We start from the raw sequence: 19,814 nt of genomic DNA on the forward strand, positions 1-19,814 counted from the left end.
TCCGCGCAACGACGGGACTCCTCACGGGTCGTGCCTCCCCGCTCGGTAGTCCGTCGTTCCCCTAGAACGACGTTATTCCTCGTCGAGCTCGTCGACGATTTCGTCCGCGTCGACGTCCGCGTCCTCGAGGGCGTCCTCGATGTCGCCGAGGTCCTCCTCGCCGCCGCCCATGCCGCCCATCATACCGCCCATACCGCCCATCATGCCGCCCATGCCGGCGCCGTCGATGACCTCCTGGACGATGACCCGATCGACGTCGATCTGGTCCATGACCTGCTGGAGGATCTGCTGTTTGCCCATCATCCACTGCTGATTGAACTGGAGCTGCGGGCTCTGCTCGATGTACAGCGTCTCCTTCTCGACGGTCTCCGTCTCGAACTCGGGCTCGGCGTCCTCGTCCTCGCTCTCGACTTCGACCTCCTCCTCGACCTCGTCCGTCTCGATGTGCATGTCGAGGTCGACGTCGAAGTACATGCTGAGGAGGCCTTGGGCCTTTTCGACGCGGTCCGTGACCTCGCCGATGACCTCGTACTGGTACTCGATGTCCTGACCGGCGAGCATGTGGTTGAAGTCGACGCGCGCGCGTCCGCCGATGATCGTCTCGACGTGGCCGTGCTGGCCCTCGATGTCGACGTGCGCGCCGGGGTAGCGATCGTCCTCCGGGATCTTCTCGGCGCTCACGGTGCGGACCTCGCTCTCGTCGTACTCGCCGAAGGCGTCGGCCGCGGGGACGACGACGGTCCCGGTGTCGCCGACCTCCTTGCCGATGATGTCGTCCTCGACCGGCTCGAAGATGTGGCCCTCGCCGAGCACGATCGTACGCGGAGCGAACTCCTGCTCGTCGGTGTCGACGCCCTCCTCCTCGGCGACCTCCTGATCGGTCGTGTCGACGAGGTCGCCGTCCTCGACGGTGCGTGCGGTGTACGCGAGTTCGATGAAGTCGCCCGCCTGAAGCCCCTCGGACTCCTCGGCGTCTGTGTCGTCGGCCGCCTCGGCCTCTTGCTGGTCGCTCATACGCACACGGACACCCGTTCGACCCTTAAGAATCACGTTTCTACCGCGCGAGCCGAACCGGTCAGCGCATGCTTTCGAGGTCGCGGACCACGCTCGCGTTCACGGAGAGCCACGTCGTCAGCCGAGTCGCCTCGTCGGCGTCGTCAGGGTAACACGTACAGCGATCCGGACCGCGCTCCTGTCGGACGACGACCGATTCGAGCGCGTACTCGGGAGCGGGGACGGTCGGACGCGGCGCGTCGCCGGCGGCGGAGTCTGCTGACATCCCACCTGTGAGTGGACCGTCACTGGATAAGAAGCCTGCTAAGAGGGGTACGGATCCCTCAATAGTCGCCCGTCCCACCGGCGTCCCGCCGGCGCGCCGAGCCGTTTCGGACGCCTTTTCACCGCGCCCGCCGACGCCTCGCCCATGTACGAAGTCGAGGTGAAGGTGCCCGCGGACCACGGCGGCGTCCGCGACGCCCTGGAGTCGGCGGGCGCGGAGCGCGGGGAGACGGTCGAACAGGTCGACACCTATTACGACGCGCCGCACCGCGACTTCGCGGAGACGGACGAGGCCCTCCGCGTCAGACGCGTGACGGACGACGAGGGCGAGCGCGCCCGGATCACCTACAAGGGACCGAAGGTCGACAGCGAGTCGAAGGCCCGCGAGGAAGTCGAGACCGGCGTCGAGGACGGTGCGGACGCCGGCGCGATCTTCGAGGGCGTCGGTTTCACGCCCGCCGCGACGGTCGAGAAGACCCGGACCTACTACGCCTACGACGGCTACACCGTCGTCCTCGACGACGTGAGCGGCCTCGGACAGTTCGTCGAGGTCGAACGCGAGAGCGAGGACGTCGAGGCCGCCCGCGAGGGCGCGTTCGACGTCCTGCGTCGCCTCGGTCTCGACCCGAGCGACCAGATCCGCGCCTCCTACCTCGGCCTCCTCTTGGAGTAGTCCGCGCGACGATCCCATAACCGCAGAGCATATTCGACGACGCTTTCGTTTCCGCAAGTTATAGAACCGCCGACGGCCAAACGTGGCCAATGACCGAGCGGAACATCCGCGTCCAGCCGATCGACCGCGGGGCCGTCGAGGACGAGACCGTCGAGATCGTCGAGCGAAAGGGGGTCGGCCACCCCGACTCCATCTGCGACGGCGTCGCCGAACACGTCTCCGAGGCCCTCGCGCAGGCCTACCTCGATCGCGTCGGGAAGGTCCTCCACTACAACACCGACGAGACGCAACTCGTCGCCGGCACCGCCGCGCCCGCCTTCGGCGGCGGCGAGGTCATCGAGCCGGTCTACCTCCTCGTCGTCGGACGCGCCACGAAACACTACGTCGACGAGACGGGCACGGAACACCACATCCCCGTCGACGCCATCGCCCTCGAGGCCGCCCGCGACTACCTCCGCGAGACGCTCCCCGCTCTCGACCTCGAAACCGACATCGTCGTCGACGTCCGCCTCGGCGAGGGTTCCGGCGACCTCCAGGAGGTCTTCGGCGAGGACGAACGCCACGTCCCCGAGGCGAACGACACCTCCTTCGGCGTCGGCCACGCGCCCCTCACCGAGACGGAGGAGCTCGTCCTCGAAACCGAACGCCACCTCAACGGCCCCTATCACGCTGAGCACCCCGCGATCGGACAGGACGTGAAGGTCATGGGCAAACGCGAGGGCGACCACATCGACCTCACCGTCGCCGTCGCGCTCGTCGACCGCCACGTCCCCGACATCGACGCCTACGAGGCCGAGATCGAGGGCGTCCGCGAGACCGTCGCGGCCCTCGCCGACGACCACACAGACCGCGACGTCACCGTCCACGTCAACACCGCCGACGACTACGAGGAGGGCTCCGTTTACCTCACCGTCACCGGCACCAGCGCCGAACAGGGCGACGACGGATCGGTGGGGCGGGGCAACCGCGCGAACGGCCTCATCACCCCGAACCGCTCGATGAGCATGGAGGCCACGTCGGGTAAGAACCCGGTCAACCACATCGGGAAGATCTACAACCTCCTCTCCACCCAGATCGCGGAGAGCGTCGTCGATGACGTCGAGGGCATCCGGGATCTTCGAGTCCGACTCCTCAGCCAGATCGGCCGCCCGATCGACCAACCCCACGTCGCCGACGTCCACGTCGTCACCGACGAGGGCGTCGCCATCGCCGACATCGAGGCCGACGTCCGCGAGATCGTCGACGCCGAACTCGCCGACGTCACCTCCATCACCCAGCGCGTCATCGACGGCGAGCTCACCACCTTCTAACGGATTTTTGCAGCGATTGAACGCGCCTCCGGCGCGCTCTGCGCTCGCAAAACTTCCACTGAAAGCGCGGCGTGACCTACGGGGTCACTTGCGCCTCGCGACTGAGTCGCGAGTGAACCGCGCGACTACCGGGTCCTACCGGACCGCTCGTCGCGCGGACGCTAGCCCCGGGCACGGTTCATCGCTTGTCGTCGTAGGAGTACCGGGTCATCCGTGCGCGTACCGACCGGGAATCGGTCACTGACCGGTCACGTGGATCGCGTTTTAGGTAACTCGTCGTGTTGGGTACCGTATGTCGGATAGTATACCGCTACGACAGAAGTTACGGGAAGACCTCACGGAGAATCTGCTCGTCAGCGGTGTTGCTGTGGTACTTGCCGTCGTCGCGTTCGCCGTCCTCTTCTCGCTCGGCGTGCCGTTTATCGTGCTGTTCGGGTGTGTTCTCGCTATTGGGACGTTCGTCCCACGGATCTACGAGGAGTATTGGCCGAGTACACGGGGCCGCGGATTCCGGATCGGGTGGACGGTCCTGATGGCCGTCGTCACGACGGCGATCATCCTCGTCGTGTACGAAGCGACGCTCCCATTCCTCTCACGCCGATATGCCGCCATCGTCGCGGTCGTCATCACACCGCTCGCCCAGTACGCTCTCGCCGCACTCGTCGCGGGACGGCGATGGCCGGTGTGAGTGCCTCGTCCCCGATCAGTGAGGGGACCGGGAAGCGACGTTTCTTTACTCCGCGCGCTCGTTTCGCGCAGTATGCATCCGCCGGACGCCGACGCCGTGCTCGTCCGCCACGGCGACGTCGGCATCAAGAGCCGCTCCGTCCAGACGCGCATGGAGGAGCGCCTCGTCGAGGACCTCCGGGCGCACCTCGACGCGCGCGGGATCGACGGCCGCGTCGCCCGCGAGTACGGTCGGCTCGTGATCCACACCGCGGACGTCGAGGCGGCGACCGCCGCCGCAACGGACACCTTCGGCGTCGTGTCGGCCAGCCCCGCGCGGATCGTCGACGCCTCGCTCGACGCGATCACGGACGCGCTGGCGGCGACCGCGCGCGAGTGCTACCACGGCGGGACGTTCGGCGTCGACGCGCGCCGCGCCGGCGAACACGACTTCGGGAGCCACGACATCGGCCGCGAGGGCGGACAGGCCGTCTGGGAGACCGTCGAGGACGACTTCGATCCCGCGGTGGACCTCGACGATCCCGACCGTACCTTCGGCGTGGAGTGTCGGGACGCGCGGGCGTTCGTCTTCCTCGAAGAACGCGACGGCCCGGGCGGGATGCCGCTCGGGACCCAGGAGCCGCTCGTCGCGCTCGTGTCCGGTGGTATCGATTCGCCCGTCGCCGCGTGGCTGGCGATGAAGCGCGGCGCGCCCGTCGTGCCCGTCTACCTCGATCTCGGACCGTACGGCGGGGCAGACCACGAGGCCCGGGCCGTCGAGACCGTCCGGCACCTCGCCAAGTGGGCGCCCGGACGCGACCTCGACGTCCGGCGCGTCCCCGCCGGCGAGGCCGTCGAGCGACTCGACGCCGAGGTCGGCAACACCCGGATGCTCTCCTTCCGTCGTTTCATGTACTGCGTCGCCGAGCGCGTCGCCCGCGACGTCGGCGCGGTCGGCGTCGTCACGGGCGAAGCCGTCGGCCAGAAATCGAGTCAGACCACGGCGAACATGGCCGCAGTCGCGGGCGCGAGCGACCTCCCGGTCCATCGGCCGCTGCTCTCGTGGGACAAACAGGACGTCGTCGCACGGGCCCGCGACCTCGGGACGTACCGCGACGCCACGATGAACGTCGGCTGCGACCGCCTCGCCCCCGCCCGGCCCGCGACCGCCGCGAGCGCCGAGCGGGTCGTCGCCGCCGAGCCGGACGACCTCCTCGACCTCGCCGAGGCCGCCGCCGACGCGCGTGACGTCGTCCCGGTCGATCCGATCGCCGTCGAACCGGAACCGGAGGTGTCGCCGTGACCGCGTCCTGCGTGACTTCCGACGGGCCGAACGAAGTTGCCGGGCGGCCGAATCCGGGTGTCTCCCGTGACTGAGGTCTGCATCGTCGGGAAGGACGACGTCACGCTCCCCGACGACCTCTACGCCTACGAGACGGCCTACCGCGCGCTCGCCACCTACGACCCGACGTTCCCGTGGGAGAACGCGCTCGTCGTCGAGACGATCAGCTTGGGGACGGCGGTGTCGCTCCTCAACGATCTCGACTGGTACCTCGCGCGCGTCGCCGCCGACGCGTTCGTCCGCGATCCGAGCGTCAGCGAGACGGAGTGGCTCTCTCGCCCCCTCGCCCGCGAACTCCGCGACGGCGGCGGCGACCCCGAGGAGCGCGTGAACCGACTCACGGTCTACGGCGTCGCGGACGGGCGTCTCGTCGATCCCACGATGGTCCTCCGGGGCGACGCCCAGGAAGGGACGTACGAGCGCCCCGAGTACGACGACACCGTCGTGGTGCGCGTCACCAAAGAGGAGTTCTTCTGAACCGCGCGCGTCTCGGGGCGCGTTGCGTCGCGTCGTCCGTCAGTGCTCGTCGTCGAACTGCACGTAGCTGAGATCCGCCCAGTAGACGGTGTCGTCGTATCGGACGATCCACGAGCCGCGCGTCTCCTCGCGCTGTACGGCGTCGTCGTCGTGCGCCCGGAAGCGTTCGAGGACGCCGCGGAAGGCCGTGTCGTCGGTGTCCTCGGCGTAGTAGCTCCCGTTGATGGCTTCGGAGACGACGGCGCGTTCGCTCTCGTTGAGTCCGTCGAGCGTGAACAGGTGCTCGTCCTTCAACTGCCGGGCGTAGGCGTCGGCGTCGTCAGCGACGACCGTCGACGTGTAGCGATACGTGTTGAACGTGACGTCGTGGGTGTTACTGACGCGAATCGGATACGCGTCGCCCTCGTAGACGACGGCGTCGTACTCCTGCGTGGGGACGAGGACGGAGCGGTTGGCTTCGGCGTCGGTGTACGTCCCGTCGGTCCCGAGGTCGTAGCCCTCCGTGCGCCGGTTGTCGCCCGGCGGGAAGAGCATGTCGAGGGCGCGCTGATCGGATTCGGGGAGGTCGTCGTACGCGATGCGGTTCGCGGAGACGTTCGAGGCGTTGTAGTCGACTTCGATGTCGACGCCGGTCGCCTCGCGCTCCCCGACGATCGTCCACGAGAGGTCGTAGTACGACCCCCGGTACGCGAACGGCAAGCCCGCCTCGACGGGTGCGTGTCGGTCCTCGATGGTCGCGGAGCCGTTCCGGATGGCGTCGCGGATCATCCGGGCTTCGGGGTCCGGTTCGGCCTCGTCGGTGGGCGCGTCTCGACTCGCGTGATCGACGAGCTCGGCGTTCGAGACCGGGTCCATCGAGATGCTTCCGGCGGCCGAGCAGCCAGCGAGCAGTACCAGCGGGAGAAGGGCGGCGAGCACGATGACGTGTCGGCGCATACGCATTCTCGTGTGAGGCGGGTGGAATAACTTTCGCAGACTCAAAGCGCGACTTGAGCCGGTCCGCAGGTGACGGGGTCGGTGCGCACGCGACCCCGGGGTTTTGCGTACGAGACGGCGACGCCGTCGCACGGCGAACGGGTCAGTCGAAGACGCCCGCCGTCAGGTAGCGCTCCCCGCTGTCCCAGAACATCGTCACGATGAGGGGCTCTTCGTCGTCGTCGGCCTCGTAGGCGTAGCGCTCGGCGACGCGCTGGGCGACGAGCGAGACGGCGCCGGAGGACTGGCCGACGAGGACGCCCTGCTCGCGCGCGAGACTGCGACACTCGGCCTCGGCGTCGTCGATGTCGACGGTCTCGATGGTGTCGATGACCTCGACGTCGAGGATGTCGGAGACGAATCCCGGACCCATCCCCTGGAAGGCGTCCTCGCCGGGCTCCTCGCCGGAGAGGACGGCGTTCCCCTCCGGTTCGACGGCGACGACCTCCATGTCGGGGAACTCCTCTCGGAGGCGGTGGCTCGTGCCGGTGATCGTACCACCAGTACCGACGGCGGCGACGAAGGCGTCGATGTCGCGTCCCTCGACCTGTTCGAGGATCTCCTCGGCGGTCGTGCGGTAGTGCGCGCGCGGGTTCGCGTCGTTCTCGAACTGCCGGATGGGGTAGGCGTCGGTCTCGGCGGCGATCTCGGCGGCGCGCTCGTTCGCGTCCGTCATCGACCCCTCGACGAGTTCGAGGTCGGCGCCGTAGGCCCGCAGGAGGTTCCGGCGCTCCTGTGACATGTCGGCGGGCATGACGATGGTGAGGTCGTAGCCGCGCGCGGCGGAGACGACGGCGAGGCCGATACCGGTGTTCCCGCTCGTCGCCTCGACGATGCGATCACCCGGGGAGAGGTCGCCGGACTCCTCGGCGGCCAACACCATCTCGCGGGCCGGGCGGTCCTTCGCGGAGCCACCGGGGTTGAACGACTCGACCTTCGCGGCGATTGTCGCGCCCTCGGGCGACGGGACGCGGAGGAGCGGCGTCCCGATGGCGTCGAGGATGCTGTCGATCATCACGCCGTGATACGCGTGAGGGGGTTAAACCGATGGCGCTCGCGGCCGCCGACTCGGCGAGCGTCCCCCGGGGCGGGGGCGTTAAGCCCGTCGAGCGTCTACGGGCGCGTATGTCCGACCACCGACTCGAGACGATGAACCCGAACCCGGCGTGGGACGCCGACGCGTACGAAGACACCGTCGAGACGTGGCGACGCCTCAGCGACGACGTGACCGTGAAGGTGTGGGGCGGCGACTGGTGTGGCGACTGCCGCGGGCAACTCCCCGACTTCGCGGCCGCCCTGGAGGCCGCGGGCGTCGAGGACGTCGAGCACTACCCCGTCGAGCGCGTCGACGACGAGAAGCAGGGTCCCGGCGTCGAGGAGTACGGCATCGAACTCATCCCGACCGTCGTCGTCGAAGACGCGGAGGGGACGGAGCTCGCACGCTTCGTCGAGGAGGAGGACCGACCGATCGCGGTCTGGCTCGCCGAGCGCCTCGACGAACTCGAGGCGTCCGCCTGAGCTAGCGGTACTCTTCTAGCCACTCGGTGAGCGCGTCGGTGTCTGTGACCGGCGGCGAGCACGCGCGCCGGCAGACGTACGCGGTCGGGCCGTCGTCGGTTCGCGGGTCGCGTTGCTCTCCGCTTGAACGTTCAGCGGCGTCCGCGGGTCGCCGCCCGCGCCCCGCCCAGATCGGCGGCGCCTCGTCGAGGCCCAGCCGGTCGAGCCAGCCGTCGAGGCCGTTGGCCGTCGGCGGACGCCGCGAGAGCAGGCGGTCGGGGAGGTAGCGCGCGGCGACCGCCTCGCGCCACGCGTCGGGTATCTCGTCGGCCGCGACGGTCACTTCGAGGTGGCCGCGTTCGCGCGTGTCGGCGGCGAGCGCGAGCGACGGATGCGTGAGCGCTCGCGTCTCGATCGTCTCGGCGTGCGTGGCGAGCACGGCGTCCGCGACGTCCCGATACCCGCCCTCGGGTCGGAACGCCGCGAGCGCGTCGAGCACGGAGACGGCGACGCCGGTCGGCGAGGGCGTCGAGCGATCGGCGAGGTCCTGCGGACGCGCGAGCAACTGCTCGCCGCTCGCCGGCGTGAAGTAGAGCGTTTCGTCGCTCTCGTCCCAGTGTTCGGCGACGAGCGCGTCGGCGAGGTCGCACGCGAACGCGAGGTGCGCGCCGTCGCCCGTCGCCTCGTACGTCGCCAACGCCCCCGCCGCTAGGAACGCGTAGTCCTCGAGGTACCCCTCGCCCTTCGTGTCGCCGTCGGCGTACCGCCGCGCGAGTCGCCCCTCCGTCTCGTTCCAGAGGCGATCGCGCGCGAAGTCGAGCGCGTCGGCGGCGCGCGCCGCGTAGTCGGCGTCGAGGACGAGGCCGGCCTCGGCGAACGCACGGATCGCCAGCCCGTTCCACGCGCCGATCACCTTCTCGTCGCGAGCCGGCCGCGGCCGCGCCGCGCGCGCCTCGTACACCGCCGCGTGTGCTCGATCGAGGCGCGCGCGCGCGTCCTCCGTCTCCATCCCGAGTTCGTCTGCGACGTCCGCGAGCGTGCGTCTGCGCGTGAGCACCGAACTCCCCTCGAAGTTCCCGGTCTGGGTGACGCCGTAGTACGCGCCGAAGACCGTGGCGTCCGTCGGATCGTCGACGGCGTCGCTCACCTCGTCGAGCGTCCAGACGTAGAACGCCCCCTCCTCGCCCTCGCTTCGCGCGTCGAGCGTGCTGTAGAAGCCGCCCTCGGGGTGGGAGAGCTCGTCGGCGACGAAGTCGAGCGCGCCCGCCGCGACCTCCCGGTATCGGTCGTCGCCGGTGAGCTGGTGGCCGGCGAGATACGCCCGCGGCAGTTCGGCGTTGTCGTAGAGCATCTTCTCGAAGTGGGGGACCGTCCAGTCGCGGTCGACGCAGTAGCGGTGAAAGCCCCCGCCGAGCTGGTCGTAGAGCCCCCCGGCGGCCATCGCGTCCAGCGTCTCCGTGGCGACGGCGCGCGCCTCGTCGGCCGCGTCTCCCCCGCGGGCGGCGGCGCGGAGGAGGACGTGGAGGCGGCCCGGTTGCGGGAACTTCTGTCCCGTTCCCCATCCGCCGTGTTCGCGGTCGGCGCGCTCGATCGCGGCCGACGCGGCGGCGTCGAGGGCGTCGCGTCCCGGCGGTTCCGCGTCCGCGTCCGGGACGGCCTCGACCTCGCCCTCGAGTGCGCTCGCCCACTGGTCGGCGCGCGATTCGATCGCCTCGCGCTCCGTCTCCCAGCGCTCGTGGAGGGATCGGAGCACGTCGAGGAACCCCGGCTGATCCCCGCTCGACTCGCGCGGGAAGTACGTCCCGACGTAGAACGGTCGCTTGTCGGGGGTGAGCCAGACGGAGAGCGGCCACCCGCCGCCGCCCGTCGCCAACTGCGCCACGGTCATGTAGAGGTCGTCGACGTCCGGGCGCTCCTCCCGGTCGACCTTGACGGGGACGAAGTGCTCGTTGAGATACGCGGCGACGGTCTCGTCCTCGAAGGACTCCTCGGCCATCACGTGACACCAGTGACAGGCCGAGTAGCCGATGGAGAGGAAGACCGGCACGTCGCGCTCCTCGGCGGCCGAGAAGGCCGGGTCGTCCCACGGCTGCCAGTTGACGGGGTTGTCCGCGTGTTGCTGGAGATACGGACTCGCCTCCGCGTCGAGGCGATTGCGGTCCGTCGGATCGTTCATGGGCGGTGGTTGGGCCGGAAGCGGGTAAAGGATCGTGCGTCGGCGGCCGCTCGTACCCACGTCCGTGTACACTTCTGCCGTCTGTAAGAGCAACGTTTACACCCCTGTGCTTTCTCGATTCGCCCATGTCCGAGACCGTCCTGCTGATCGGTGGCGGCGGCCGCGAACACGCCATCGCGCGCGCGCTCGCCGACGACTGTGACCTCTACGCCTGCGCGTCGAACCGGAACCCGGGTATCGCCTCGCTCGCCGAGTCGGTCGAGACGGTGGACGAGAGCGACCCCGACGCCGTCGTCGACTACGCGACGGCGATCGACGCCGACCTCGCCGTCGTCGGCCCGGAGGGACCGCTCGCGGCCGGCGTCGTGGACGCCCTCGAAGACGCCGGCGTCTACGCCTTCGGCCCGACGCAGGCCGACGCGCGCATCGAGACGGACAAGCAGTTCCAGCGCGAGTTCATGGCCGAGAACGACGTCCCCGGGACGCCGTGGTTCGAGACGTTCGACGACGCCGGCGCGGCCGCGGACTATGTCGAGGCGTTGGCGGACGAGGGCGAGGACGCGGCGGTCAAGCCCGCGGGCCTCACCGGCGGGAAGGGCGTGCGCGTCACGGGCGATCAGGTGACGCACGCGGAAGCCGCCGACTACGTCCGCGAGAGCGGCCACGACGAGTGGGTGATCGAGGAGCGCCTCGTCGGCGAGGAGTTCACCGTGCAGGCGTTCGTCGCCGACGGCGAGGTGCGCCCGACGCTCGCCGTGCAGGACCACAAGCGCGCCTACGAGGGCGACGAGGGGCCCAACACTGGGGGGATGGGGAGTTACAGCGGCGTCGGCGCGACGCTCCCGTTCATGACCGAAGAGGACTACGACGACGCCGTGGCGATCATCGAGGCCGTCGTCGCGGCGCTCGACGACTATCGAGGCGTCCTCTACGGGCAGTTCATGCTCACCGCCGAGGGACCGCGGGTCGTCGAGTTCAACGCGCGCTTCGGCGACCCCGAGGCGATGAACACCCTCGCCGTGCTCGAAACGCCGTTCATCGACGTCCTCACGGCGGGCCGCGACGGCGACGCGCTCCCGACGCTCGACTTCACGGGCGAGGCGACCGTCTGTAAGTACGCCGTCCCCGAAGGGTACCCCACGGACCCCGAAGCGGGCGCCGAGGTGACGCTCGACGAGTCGAGCGTCGGCGACGCTCTGCTCTTCTACGCGAGCGTCGACGCCCGCGCGGACGGCATCTACACGACGACGTCGCGCTCCTTCGCCGTCGTCGGTCGCGGCGACACGATCGAGGCCGCCGAGTCGCAGGCCGCCGCCGCGCTCTCCGGCCTCGGCGCGGGATTCCGCGTCCGCCACGACGTCGGCAAAGCGGCCCTCGTGCGCCAGCGCGTCGATCACATGGACGAGCTGCGCTGAGCAACTGCTCGACGCCGCGAGCGTTCCAGTTCGTGGCCTCGTTCGGCGGCGGCCCGTACTTATAGGTAGGTGCCGGGTGAAGCAACACCCATGGCAGAAGACGAAGTCATCCGACTGCTGAAAAAGGCGTATCAGGACGAGATCGAGACGGTCATGAACTACATGACGAACTCCATCGTCCTTGACGGCGTCCGTGCCGAGGAGATCAAGGAGTCCCTGCAGGCGGACATCCAGGAGGAGCTCGGGCACGCGGAGGAGCTCGGCAACCGCCTGAAACAACTCGACGAGTCACCGCCCGGCTCTGGAGTGTTCGAGGCGACGCAGGACACCCTCCAGCCACCCGAAGACACGACGGACGTCGTCTCCGTCATTGAGGGCGTTCTGGACGCCGAGAACGACGCCATCGATACGTACCGGGACCTCGTGCACGCCGCCGGCGACGCGGACGACCCGGTCACCGAGGATCTCGCGACCACCATTCTCGCGGACGAGGAGGCCCACCGCACCGAGTTCCGCGGCTACCGCAAGGAGTACAAGCAGTAGACTCCGCGGAGGCCATCGGAAACGTCCTCGAAACGTGCCGCACGCCACTCGCACTCACTTCTTTGACCCAGCGTTCGCGCAGCGTCGGTGCCACGCCTCGCAGGGAACGTCTCAAGCCTGACTCGGCGCGCCGTCGATCGCCGCGGCGTGCTCGCGCGCCCGCTCCCGGACCGCGTCGGCATCGACGTGCGGGAAGTCGCCCCGATCGTAGCGCACGCGCCCGTCGACCATCGTGAAGGCGACGTCGTCGCCGTGCGCGGCGTAGACGAGGTGCGAGCACACGTCGTGGATCGGCGTCGCGCGCGTTAGATCCGTGTCGATGCCGACGACGTCCGCCTTCCATCCCTCCCGGAGTTTTCCCACCTTCTCGAAGCCCGCGGCACGCGCGCCGTTGCGCGTCGCCATCTCGAACACCGTCGTTGCGGGGAGCGCGGTCGGATCGAGGTCGTCGACCTTCCCGAGCAGACTCGCCTGTCGCATCTCCGTGAAGGCGTCGAGCGTATTGTTACAGGGCGGCCCGTCGTTGCCGAGCGCGACGTTGATCCCCCGATCCACGTAGTCGCGGATCGGCGCGATCCCGGAGGCGAGCTTCATGTTCGAGGACGGACAGTGCGTGACGTGCGTCCCCGTCTCCGCGAGGAGTTCGCGCTCCGACTCGTCCGTCCAGACGCAGTGCGCGAGCACGACGTCCTCGCCCGTCAGTCCGACCTCGTCGAGCCAGTGGAGGTTGCGCATCCCGGTGTCCTCCTCGACCGTCTCGATCTCGCCGCGGTTCTCGCTCGCGTGCGTGTGGATGCGGACGCCGTCGTGGCGATCAGCGAGGTGGCGTGCGCCGCGAAGACATTCTTCCGTGCAGGAGACGGCGAAACGTGGCGTCACCGCGTAACGGATCCGGTCGTCGTACGCGCCGTGATAGCGCTCGATGAGGCGCTCGGACTCGGCGAGTGCGGCCGTCGCGTCCTCCTCCAAGGCCGCGGGCGAGCGCTGATCCATCAACACCTTCCCGAGGCGCGCGCGGATCCCCGTCTCGCCCGCGGCCGCGATGGCCCGCTCGGCGTGGTTGACCGAAAGGTGATCGATCACGGTCGTCGTCCCGCTCTCCAGACACTCGAGATAGCCCAACTGGGCGGCGACCGCCATACCGTCCGCGTCGAGAGCCGCCTCCATCGGGAGGACGGACTCGAAGAGCCAGTCGAGCAGTTCGGTGTCGTCCGCGATCCCGCGACCCAAACTCTGGACGGAATGGACGTGCCCGCCGACGAGGCCGGGCGCGACGATACCGAACTCGCGGTGCTCGTGGTCAGGGTAGGCCTCCGCGAGGTCGGCCCGTTCCCCGACCGCGGTGATCCGGTCTCCCTCGACTACGACGCCGCCGTCGTCGACGACCGTCTCGGCGTCCGCCACGACGGTTCCTGTGAGTAGCATCCGCACAGTCGTCCGACCGCCAGCACCACCTGTCTTTCCCTCCCACCCGCTCGCGCGACCGCCGACACCGGCGACGCCGGCGGCGAGCCGAACCGTTATCGGACGCGGTCCCCGAACGACGGCATGGAGCTCTCCATCGTCGACCTCTCGCCCGTCCCCGACGGGGGCACGGCGACGGACGCGTACGCCAACACCGTCGAGACGGCCCGGCAGGCCGAGCGTCTCGGCTACGAGCGCGTCTGGACGGCCGAACATCACGGCATGGCCGACCGGCTCGCCGGCACGACACCCGAAGTCCTGCTGGGTCGCCTCGCGGGCGCGACCGAGGAGATCCGCCTCGGTACCGGCGCGATGTTGCTCAACCACTACAGCCCGCTCAAGGCCGCGGAGACCTTCGGCGCGCTCGACGCGCTCGCCCCCGGGCGGATCGACGCCGGGCTCGGGCGCGCGAGCAACTCCCCCGCGGTCGATCGCGCGCTCGGGACGAAGCGCCGCGTGCAGAACCCCGACGAGGATCACCGCGAGAAGATCGAAGCCGTCGTGAGCTACCTCTACGACGGCTATCCCTCCGGCCACCCGTACGCGGACATCGAGCTCCCGCGTTCCGACGCCGCCGCGCCCGTCCCGTGGGTGCTCGGTTCCGATCCGTCGAGCGCCGCCATCGCGGGCGAGATCGGCCTGCGCTACTGCTTCGCGGCGTTCATCCGTCCCGCGAACGCCGTCGCCTCCTTCGAGACGTACCGCGAGCACTTCGATGCCGGCGCGCTCCCGGGCGGCCCCGACGAGCCCGAGGGGATGGTCGCCGTGAACGCCGTCGCCGGTGAGACGGACGAGGCGGCCGCACGGCGCCGCGCGGTCGCGGAAGCCTCCTTCCAGCGCCTCGCCCGCGGCGAGGCCGGGACGACGCCCGACGTCGAGGAGGCCATCGACGAGCTCGGCGGCGTTCCCGAGCCGACGCCCGAGACCCTTGACCCCGACGAGTGGCCCCGCGCGATCTCCGGGAGCCCCGACACGCTCGCGGGCCTCCTCGACCAGCTCGCGGATCGCGTCGGCGTCGAGGGAGTGATGATCCAGCACGTCGTTCCCGACCACGAGACGGCGCTCGACTCCCACGCGCGCATCGCGGCCGGCGTCGGTCTCGACGGTCGAGCGTAGGCGGCGCTGGGGAGCAGATCCTGCGAAAAGGCGGCGAGAGACCGAAGCTCAACCGTCCGCGACCCGAGTGGTTCGATAGAACCCGGCGTGAGGCGAGAACTGGGTTCTCGCTGAGTCACGCAAGGCCCGCACGGGCCGAGAGTGACGGTCGCGGTTCAGCACGCGAGCGAAGCGAGCGTGGACCGACGAACCCCCCGTAGGGGGTGAGGACGGTTTCCGTGGAGGTTTTACCAGCGCGGCCGGAGGCCGCGCACGGTAAGAGGTCCATTAGTAGTGGCGTTCCTTCGGCTCGTAGGTCTGGTTCTCGCCCTCGAGGAGCGCGGGGCGGTACCAGAGTTCCGGCGTGCCGTCGTTCCACGAGATCATCGTGTGCTTGAGCCACTCGTCGTCGCGGCGTTCCTGGTGTTCCTTGCGCCAGTGCGCACCGCGGAACTCCTCGCGGGCGAGCGCGCCCATGGCAATCGTCTCTGCGGCGTCGATGACGTTCCGCGTCTCGATGGTGTGCTGGAGGTCGGTGTTGAACGTCCGGGACGTGTCGGCGACGTAGACGTCCTGGTACTCTTCGCGGGCCTCCCGGATGGTTTCGAGGGCGTCCTCGATGGCGCTCTCCTCCCGGAAGACGTTGACGTTGGCGGTCATGCTCTTCTGGATCTTCGAGCGGACCTCCGCGTGGTTGACGCCCTCCTCCTTCTCCAGGAGACGCTCGATGCGCTCGGTCTCGGCTTCGCGAGCGGTCTCGACGATCTCCTCGGGGGAGTCGCCGGAGACGGCGGCAGACGAGGCGGCGAGCGCGCCGGGTTCGACGGGGAAGTCGACGTCGCTCTCTTCGATCCCCTCGGCGTCGGCCGTCTTGCCGACCGGAATCTCGGGTTCGCCGAGGTCCTCGCCGGCGGCGTGTTTGCCGGCGCGCGCGCCGAACACGAGGAGCTCGGGCAGGGCGTTGCCGCCGAGGCGGTTGGAGCCGTGGACGGAGACGCAGGCGACCTCGCCGACGGCGTACAGGCCGTCGATGCAGGTCTGACCGTGTTCGTTCGTCTCGACGCCGCCCATCTCGTAGTGGTGACCGGGCTTGACGGGCATCGGGTTCTCGAGGCCGTCGACGCCCTCGAAGTCCTCGGCGAGGTGGAGGATGTTCTCCAGGCGGTCCATGATGCGCTCCTCGCCGAGGTGGCGCATGTCGAGGTGGACGTACTCGTCGTCGACGCCGCGACCCTCGTTGATCTCGGTGAGCTCGCCGCGGGAGACGACGTCGCGCGAGGCGAGCTCGCCGTCGTTGGTCGCGTAGCCGTACTCGAACATGAGGCGTTCGCCCTCGGAGTTGTAGAGGATACCGCCCTCCCCGCGCGTCCCCTCGGAGATGAGGACGCCGGTGGAGGGGAGCGTCGTCGGGTGGAACTGGACGAACTCCATGTCCTCGATGGGGACGCCGGCGCGATACGCCATGGCGATGCCGTCCGCCGTGTTGGCGACGGCGTTCGTCGTGTGATCGAAGACCTGCCCGTCGCCGCCGGTGGCGAGGATGGTGCCCTCGCGCCCGCGGAAGCCCGCGATCTCGCCCGTCTGGATGTCCCAGGCGACGCAGCCGTAACACTCCCGGTCGTTGGGGTCGTCCTCGTCGCTGACGGCGACGCGGGTGACGTACCACTCGTCGTAGACCGTGATGCCGCGCTTGACGACCTGCTCGTAGAGCGTGTGCAGGAGGTGGTGACCGGTCTCGGCGCCCGCGTACGTGGTACGCGGGAAGGAGAGCCCCCCGAAGGGGCGCTGGCTCATCCGGCCGTCCTCCTCGCGGGAGAAGGGCATCCCCCAGTTCTCCAGTTGGACGACGTTGTCGGGTGCGTCCTGCGCGAGCGTCTCCGCCGCGGGGGCGTCCGTGATGTAGTCGCCGCCCTTGACGGTGTCGTAGGCGTGCAGTTCCCAGTCGTCGCCCTCGCGGAGCGCCGCGTTGATGCCGCCCTCGGCGGCGCCCGTGTGCGAGCGGACCGGGTGGAGTTTCGTGACGATGGCCACGTCCGCGCCGGCTTCGTGTGCGCCGATGGCCGCGCGGAGTCCCGCGCCGCCGCCACCGACGACGATGACGTCGTGTTCGTACATAGCTATCTCACCAGAATTTGAGGTTCGACTTCACGGCTTCGCGTTTGAGTTCCTGAATGTGCTCGGTGAGCGGGATGTCCTTCGGACAGACCGTCGTACAGGAGAACTGGGTCTGACAGCGCCAGACGCCGTGCTCCTGTTCGATGATCTGCAGGCGCTCCTCTTGGCGCTCGTCGTCCTCGCGCTCGTCGAAGTAGAAGCGGTAGGCCTTGTTGATCGCCGCGGGGCCGAGGTACTGGTTGTCCCCGGCGGCGACGTTACAGGAGGACATGCAGGCGCCACACCAGATACAGCGCGTGCTCATCTTGATCTTCTCGCGGTTCTCCCGGGACTGGAGCTGCTCGCCGTCGGGCTCCTCGGTGGGACTGAAGTAGGGCTCGACGGCGTCCATCTGGTCGTAGAAGTGGTCCATGTCCACGACGAGGTCCTTGACGACCTCTCGGTGCGGGAGCGGTTCGACGCGGACGGTGTCCGAATCGTTGAGGTCCGCGACCTGGGTCTGACAGCCGAGGCGCTGCGATCCGTTGATGAACAGCGCGTCGCTCCCGCAGACGGCCTGCCGGCAGGAGTGCCGGAAGGTGAGACTGGAGTCGTAGGTGTCGCGGGCGTAGATCAGCGCGTCGAGGACGGTGATCCCGGGTTCGCGCGGGACGTGGAACGTGTCGAAGCGCGGCTCCTGCTTGTCGGCCACCTCGGGGTCGTAGCGGAAGACCTTGAGGGTGATCGCGTCGTCGCCGACGTCCGGCTTCGAGGACGCCTCGTCGCGCTCCGCGGCGCGTTCTTCCTTGCGAGCCATCCGTTCGGCCTGCGGGTCCGTCTCGTCGGTGTCCGGTGTCTGAGTACTCATTGTTATGCACTGGCCCCCATGAGAGTGAGAGCGATGCGGATTCCCTGCACGAAGACGAGGATGCCCGCGACGATGAGCACCCACTTCGCGACGCGCTTGGGCGTGCCGGTGACGCCCTGGTTGACGAGCGCGTTGTAGACGCCGTTGGTGCCGTGGAACGTCGCGGCCGCGAGGAACAGCACCATCGTGACGAAGTACGCGGGGACGCTGTAGCGCGCGGCGCTGCCGCCGAAGGTGATCTCCGGGGCGTGGTGGTAGAAGTGGAGGAGGAGGAAGTGGAACGCGAGCGTGACGACGAGGAACGCCGCGCTGATCCGCTGGAGGAACCAACGGGTGCTCCCGCTGCTGAAGGAGGAGTAGCGTTCCGCCATCGTTAGAGACCCTCCAGGAAGACGGGGACGCTCGCGACGACGATGATCCCGGTGAGGATCAGCGACGCGTAGAAGCTCTTTTCTTGCGTGTCGAGGTCCAACCCCACCCCGAGGTCGACGAAGAGGAGGCGGATCCCGTTGAGGATGTGGAAGACGGCGACCGCGAGGAGGCCGACCTCCAGCACCCGGACGACGGCTAGCTGTTCGAGGCCTTGGAGCGTGTTCGTGTAGGCCGCGCCGCCGCTCAGCGCGGAACTGAGCACGGCGATGTGGGTGAAGAGGTACCCGATGAGAACCCACCCGGTGAACTTGTGGAACACCCAGGCCCACATGCCGGCCGAGAACTCCCGCCACCGGCCGAAGTCCTCGACGAGGCCCCGATTGTGCGACTGACTCATACCATGAAAAGCTCCTGACCGGGCGCACATAGAAGTTTCTAACCCAGCACGATGGTACGGTGTGCCGAACGGGCTGTTTTCACGCCGCTTCCCGCCGTCTCAGGGGCGTTCGGGGAGCGTGCCCTCCCGGGCACGTTCGTACGCCCGGATTGTCGGTTCGTCGAGTTCGACGAGGTGACAGAGCGGATTGCCGGGGTAGACGACGGGGTTCTCCAGCACGCCGACGAGCAGGCCGTCGAAGGGCGCAGTGACGCGCACCGTCTCGGTCTTGAACGGGTTGGTGATGGTGCAGACGACGTCGCCCTCGCGGACGAGCTCGCCGCGGTCGTGGAGCATCTCGACGAGCCCGCCGGCGTCCGCGCGCAGCCACGTCTTCTGGTCGCGCGAGACGACCGTGCGCCACCCCGGCCAGCGGACCGGCTCGGCGGGGTGGCAGTCGTACTCGGCGAGGACGGACGCGACGCCGTCGAGCGCGCGGTCGATGAACCCCCGCTCGAAGCGGTGTGCCTGCCCCATCTCGACCGTGATCGTCGGCGTCCCGCCGTCGCAGGCCGCGCCGCGGAGCGATCCCGTGGGGCCCGCGCCGTCGATGATGACGTTCGAGCCGAAGGCGCGCGCGAGGCGGGCGATGTCGGGGTCGTCCATGTCCGCCCGGACGTGGAGCATGTTGGTCCGTCCGCGCGTCGACGTGTGGAAGTCGAGGCCGTAGTCGCAGGGTTCGATGAACTCCTCATAGAGACGGACGGCCATCCGGTCGGCGCTCGTCCCGGTTTCGCTCCCCGGGAACGAGCGATTGAGATCCCGGTCGTAGACGGGGAGGTAGCGCTGTTGGGCGATGAACCCCGGGACGTTGAGGACGGGGAGGCAGACGAGCGTGCCGTGGAGGTTCGCGTCCGGCCAGTCCTGCGCGACGGTCCGGACGACCTCGATCCCGTTGAGTTCGTCGCCGTGGATGGCGGCGGAGAGGAAGACGGTCGGGCCCGGCTCCGCGCCGTTGCGGATCGTCACCGGAAGCCGGACGGGGTCGCCGAGGTACGTCTCGCTGATGGCGTACCGGAGGTTCCGCGTCTCCCCGGGCTCGACCCGCCCCTCCGCGTACGTGAACGCGCCGTCGCCGTCTGCCATACTCGCCCTCGGGTCGGCGCGGGCATAAAGTGGTGGGCCACGCCGAC

20 protein-coding genes are annotated in these 19,814 nt (G+C 69.2%); 9 read left to right on the forward strand and 11 right to left on the reverse strand.

The window, feature by feature from the left end:
- Nucleotides 1-72 precede the first annotated feature (72 nt).
- Both J2754_RS04345 and J2754_RS04350 read right to left on the reverse strand, forming a co-directional pair.
- The gene (locus J2754_RS04345) at nt 73-1,014 is read right to left on the reverse strand and encodes an FKBP-type peptidyl-prolyl cis-trans isomerase (protein ID WP_188878071.1); all 942 of its coding nucleotides are present in this window, start codon (nt 1,012-1,014) and stop codon (nt 73-75) included.
- 61 nt (nt 1,015-1,075) lie between these two features.
- Nucleotides 1,076-1,279, reverse strand: coding sequence for a DUF7511 domain-containing protein (locus J2754_RS04350; RefSeq protein WP_188878073.1), 204 nt, complete (start codon nt 1,277-1,279; stop codon nt 1,076-1,078).
- Between the two features lie 144 nt (nt 1,280-1,423).
- Here J2754_RS04350 and cyaB point away from each other — a divergent pair, with 144 nt between their 5' ends.
- The 5 genes from cyaB to J2754_RS04375 all read left to right on the forward strand — a co-directional run bounded on the left by cyaB (nt 1,424) and on the right by J2754_RS04375 (nt 5,746).
- On the forward strand, nt 1,424-1,951 hold the full coding sequence (gene cyaB / locus J2754_RS04355) for a class IV adenylate cyclase (RefSeq protein WP_211086766.1): 528 nt from the start codon (nt 1,424-1,426) through the stop codon (nt 1,949-1,951).
- Between the two features lie 89 nt (nt 1,952-2,040).
- Nucleotides 2,041-3,261 carry a methionine adenosyltransferase gene (locus tag J2754_RS04360; RefSeq protein ID WP_211086767.1) on the forward strand — a complete coding sequence of 407 codons (1,221 nt, stop codon included), beginning with the start codon at nt 2,041-2,043 and terminating at the stop codon, nt 3,259-3,261.
- Nucleotides 3,262-3,553: 292 nt separating this feature from the next.
- Complete coding sequence (locus J2754_RS04365) at nt 3,554-3,949, forward strand: hypothetical protein (protein ID WP_211086768.1); 396 nt, start codon at nt 3,554-3,556, stop codon at nt 3,947-3,949.
- Nucleotides 3,950-4,021: 72 nt separating this feature from the next.
- Nucleotides 4,022-5,230: a tRNA sulfurtransferase gene (locus J2754_RS04370; RefSeq protein ID WP_211086769.1), complete on the forward strand. Its 1,209-nt coding sequence runs from the start codon at nt 4,022-4,024 to the stop codon at nt 5,228-5,230.
- A gap of 66 nt (nt 5,231-5,296) precedes the next feature.
- Entirely contained in the window at nt 5,297-5,746 is a 450-nt protein-coding gene (locus J2754_RS04375) for a DUF5804 family protein (RefSeq protein ID WP_211086770.1), read from the forward strand.
- Nucleotides 5,747-5,785: 39 nt separating this feature from the next.
- Here the strand turns inward: J2754_RS04375 and J2754_RS04380 are convergent, their stop codons facing one another.
- Together J2754_RS04380 and J2754_RS04385 are read right to left on the reverse strand one after the other, a co-directional pair.
- A complete protein-coding gene (locus tag J2754_RS04380) occupies nt 5,786-6,682 on the reverse strand; it encodes a hypothetical protein (RefSeq protein WP_211086771.1) in 897 nt (298 codons plus the stop codon).
- A gap of 142 nt (nt 6,683-6,824) precedes the next feature.
- Nucleotides 6,825-7,736 (reverse strand): PLP-dependent cysteine synthase family protein, encoded by a 912-nt coding sequence (locus J2754_RS04385; protein ID WP_188878080.1) that lies wholly within the window; start codon nt 7,734-7,736, stop codon nt 6,825-6,827.
- A 110-nt stretch (nt 7,737-7,846) separates the two neighbouring features.
- On the opposite strand from J2754_RS04385, the gene J2754_RS04390 reads away from it, so the two are divergent.
- On the forward strand, nt 7,847-8,239 hold the full coding sequence (locus J2754_RS04390) for a TlpA family protein disulfide reductase (protein WP_211086772.1): 393 nt from the start codon (nt 7,847-7,849) through the stop codon (nt 8,237-8,239).
- Between the two features lies 1 nt (nt 8,240).
- On the opposite strand, the gene J2754_RS04395 is transcribed toward J2754_RS04390, so the two are convergent.
- A complete protein-coding gene (locus tag J2754_RS04395; protein ID WP_211086773.1) occupies nt 8,241-10,394 on the reverse strand; it encodes a thioredoxin domain-containing protein in 2,154 nt (717 codons plus the stop codon).
- Nucleotides 10,395-10,519: 125 nt separating this feature from the next.
- Between J2754_RS04395 and purD the strand changes: the two genes are divergently transcribed.
- On the forward strand, nt 10,520-11,809 hold the full coding sequence (gene purD, locus J2754_RS04400) for a phosphoribosylamine--glycine ligase (protein WP_188878084.1): 1,290 nt from the start codon (nt 10,520-10,522) through the stop codon (nt 11,807-11,809).
- A gap of 90 nt (nt 11,810-11,899) precedes the next feature.
- Nucleotides 11,900-12,352 (forward strand): ferritin-like domain-containing protein, encoded by a 453-nt coding sequence (locus J2754_RS04405; RefSeq protein WP_188878085.1) that lies wholly within the window; start codon nt 11,900-11,902, stop codon nt 12,350-12,352.
- A gap of 111 nt (nt 12,353-12,463) precedes the next feature.
- On the opposite strand, the gene J2754_RS04410 is transcribed toward J2754_RS04405, so the two are convergent.
- Nucleotides 12,464-13,777, reverse strand: a complete 1,314-nt coding sequence (locus tag J2754_RS04410; RefSeq protein WP_188878086.1) for a 5'-deoxyadenosine deaminase — start codon at nt 13,775-13,777, stop codon at nt 12,464-12,466.
- A gap of 123 nt (nt 13,778-13,900) precedes the next feature.
- On the opposite strand from J2754_RS04410, the gene J2754_RS04415 reads away from it, so the two are divergent.
- Nucleotides 13,901-14,932, forward strand: coding sequence for an MsnO8 family LLM class oxidoreductase (locus tag J2754_RS04415; protein WP_211086774.1), 1,032 nt, complete (start codon nt 13,901-13,903; stop codon nt 14,930-14,932).
- A 267-nt stretch (nt 14,933-15,199) separates the two neighbouring features.
- Here the strand turns inward: J2754_RS04415 and J2754_RS04420 are convergent, their stop codons facing one another.
- From J2754_RS04420 to J2754_RS04440, 5 genes are all read right to left on the reverse strand, one after another.
- Nucleotides 15,200-17,026: an FAD-binding protein gene (locus J2754_RS04420; RefSeq protein WP_188878087.1), complete on the reverse strand. Its 1,827-nt coding sequence runs from the start codon at nt 17,024-17,026 to the stop codon at nt 15,200-15,202.
- Nucleotides 17,027-17,033: 7 nt separating this feature from the next.
- Nucleotides 17,034-17,873: a succinate dehydrogenase/fumarate reductase iron-sulfur subunit gene (locus tag J2754_RS04425; RefSeq protein ID WP_188878088.1), complete on the reverse strand. Its 840-nt coding sequence runs from the start codon at nt 17,871-17,873 to the stop codon at nt 17,034-17,036.
- Between the two features lie 2 nt (nt 17,874-17,875).
- Nucleotides 17,876-18,244 carry a succinate dehydrogenase hydrophobic membrane anchor subunit gene (locus J2754_RS04430; protein WP_188878089.1) on the reverse strand — a complete coding sequence of 123 codons (369 nt, stop codon included), beginning with the start codon at nt 18,242-18,244 and terminating at the stop codon, nt 17,876-17,878.
- 2 nt (nt 18,245-18,246) lie between these two features.
- Entirely contained in the window at nt 18,247-18,642 is a 396-nt protein-coding gene (sdhC, locus tag J2754_RS04435; protein ID WP_188878090.1) for a succinate dehydrogenase, cytochrome b556 subunit, read from the reverse strand.
- A 99-nt stretch (nt 18,643-18,741) separates the two neighbouring features.
- Nucleotides 18,742-19,767: a succinylglutamate desuccinylase/aspartoacylase family protein gene (locus J2754_RS04440; protein ID WP_188878091.1), complete on the reverse strand. Its 1,026-nt coding sequence runs from the start codon at nt 19,765-19,767 to the stop codon at nt 18,742-18,744.
- Nucleotides 19,768-19,814 lie beyond the last annotated feature (47 nt).

The organism is Halarchaeum nitratireducens (genome assembly GCF_017874695.1).
Taxonomy (GTDB): Archaea; Halobacteriota; Halobacteria; order Halobacteriales; family Halobacteriaceae; genus Halarchaeum; species Halarchaeum nitratireducens.

Coding starts and splice junctions, on each gene's coding strand:
- J2754_RS04380 (WP_211086771.1), bottom strand. CDS start 6,682: ATGCGCCGACACGTCATCGTGCTCGCCGCCCTTCTCCCGCTGGTACTG.
- J2754_RS04425 (WP_188878088.1), bottom strand. CDS start 17,873: ATGAGTACTCAGACACCGGACACCGACGAGACGGACCCGCAGGCCGAA.
- J2754_RS04440 (WP_188878091.1), bottom strand. CDS start 19,767: ATGGCAGACGGCGACGGCGCGTTCACGTACGCGGAGGGGCGGGTCGAG.
- J2754_RS04405 (WP_188878085.1), top strand. CDS start 11,900: ATGGCAGAAGACGAAGTCATCCGACTGCTGAAAAAGGCGTATCAGGAC.
- J2754_RS04390 (WP_211086772.1), top strand. CDS start 7,847: ATGTCCGACCACCGACTCGAGACGATGAACCCGAACCCGGCGTGGGAC.
- J2754_RS04430 (WP_188878089.1), bottom strand. CDS start 18,244: ATGGCGGAACGCTACTCCTCCTTCAGCAGCGGGAGCACCCGTTGGTTC.
- J2754_RS04360 (WP_211086767.1), top strand. CDS start 2,041: ATGACCGAGCGGAACATCCGCGTCCAGCCGATCGACCGCGGGGCCGTC.
- J2754_RS04410 (WP_188878086.1), bottom strand. CDS start 13,777: ATGCTACTCACAGGAACCGTCGTGGCGGACGCCGAGACGGTCGTCGAC.
- J2754_RS04385 (WP_188878080.1), bottom strand. CDS start 7,736: ATGATCGACAGCATCCTCGACGCCATCGGGACGCCGCTCCTCCGCGTC.
- purD (WP_188878084.1), top strand. CDS start 10,520: ATGTCCGAGACCGTCCTGCTGATCGGTGGCGGCGGCCGCGAACACGCC.
- cyaB (WP_211086766.1), top strand. CDS start 1,424: ATGTACGAAGTCGAGGTGAAGGTGCCCGCGGACCACGGCGGCGTCCGC.
- J2754_RS04365 (WP_211086768.1), top strand. CDS start 3,554: ATGTCGGATAGTATACCGCTACGACAGAAGTTACGGGAAGACCTCACG.
- sdhC (WP_188878090.1), bottom strand. CDS start 18,642: ATGAGTCAGTCGCACAATCGGGGCCTCGTCGAGGACTTCGGCCGGTGG.
- J2754_RS04345 (WP_188878071.1), bottom strand. CDS start 1,014: ATGAGCGACCAGCAAGAGGCCGAGGCGGCCGACGACACAGACGCCGAG.
- J2754_RS04420 (WP_188878087.1), bottom strand. CDS start 17,026: ATGTACGAACACGACGTCATCGTCGTCGGTGGCGGCGGCGCGGGACTC.
- J2754_RS04395 (WP_211086773.1), bottom strand. CDS start 10,394: ATGAACGATCCGACGGACCGCAATCGCCTCGACGCGGAGGCGAGTCCG.
- J2754_RS04350 (WP_188878073.1), bottom strand. CDS start 1,279: ATGTCAGCAGACTCCGCCGCCGGCGACGCGCCGCGTCCGACCGTCCCC.
- J2754_RS04415 (WP_211086774.1), top strand. CDS start 13,901: ATGGAGCTCTCCATCGTCGACCTCTCGCCCGTCCCCGACGGGGGCACG.
- J2754_RS04370 (WP_211086769.1), top strand. CDS start 4,022: ATGCATCCGCCGGACGCCGACGCCGTGCTCGTCCGCCACGGCGACGTC.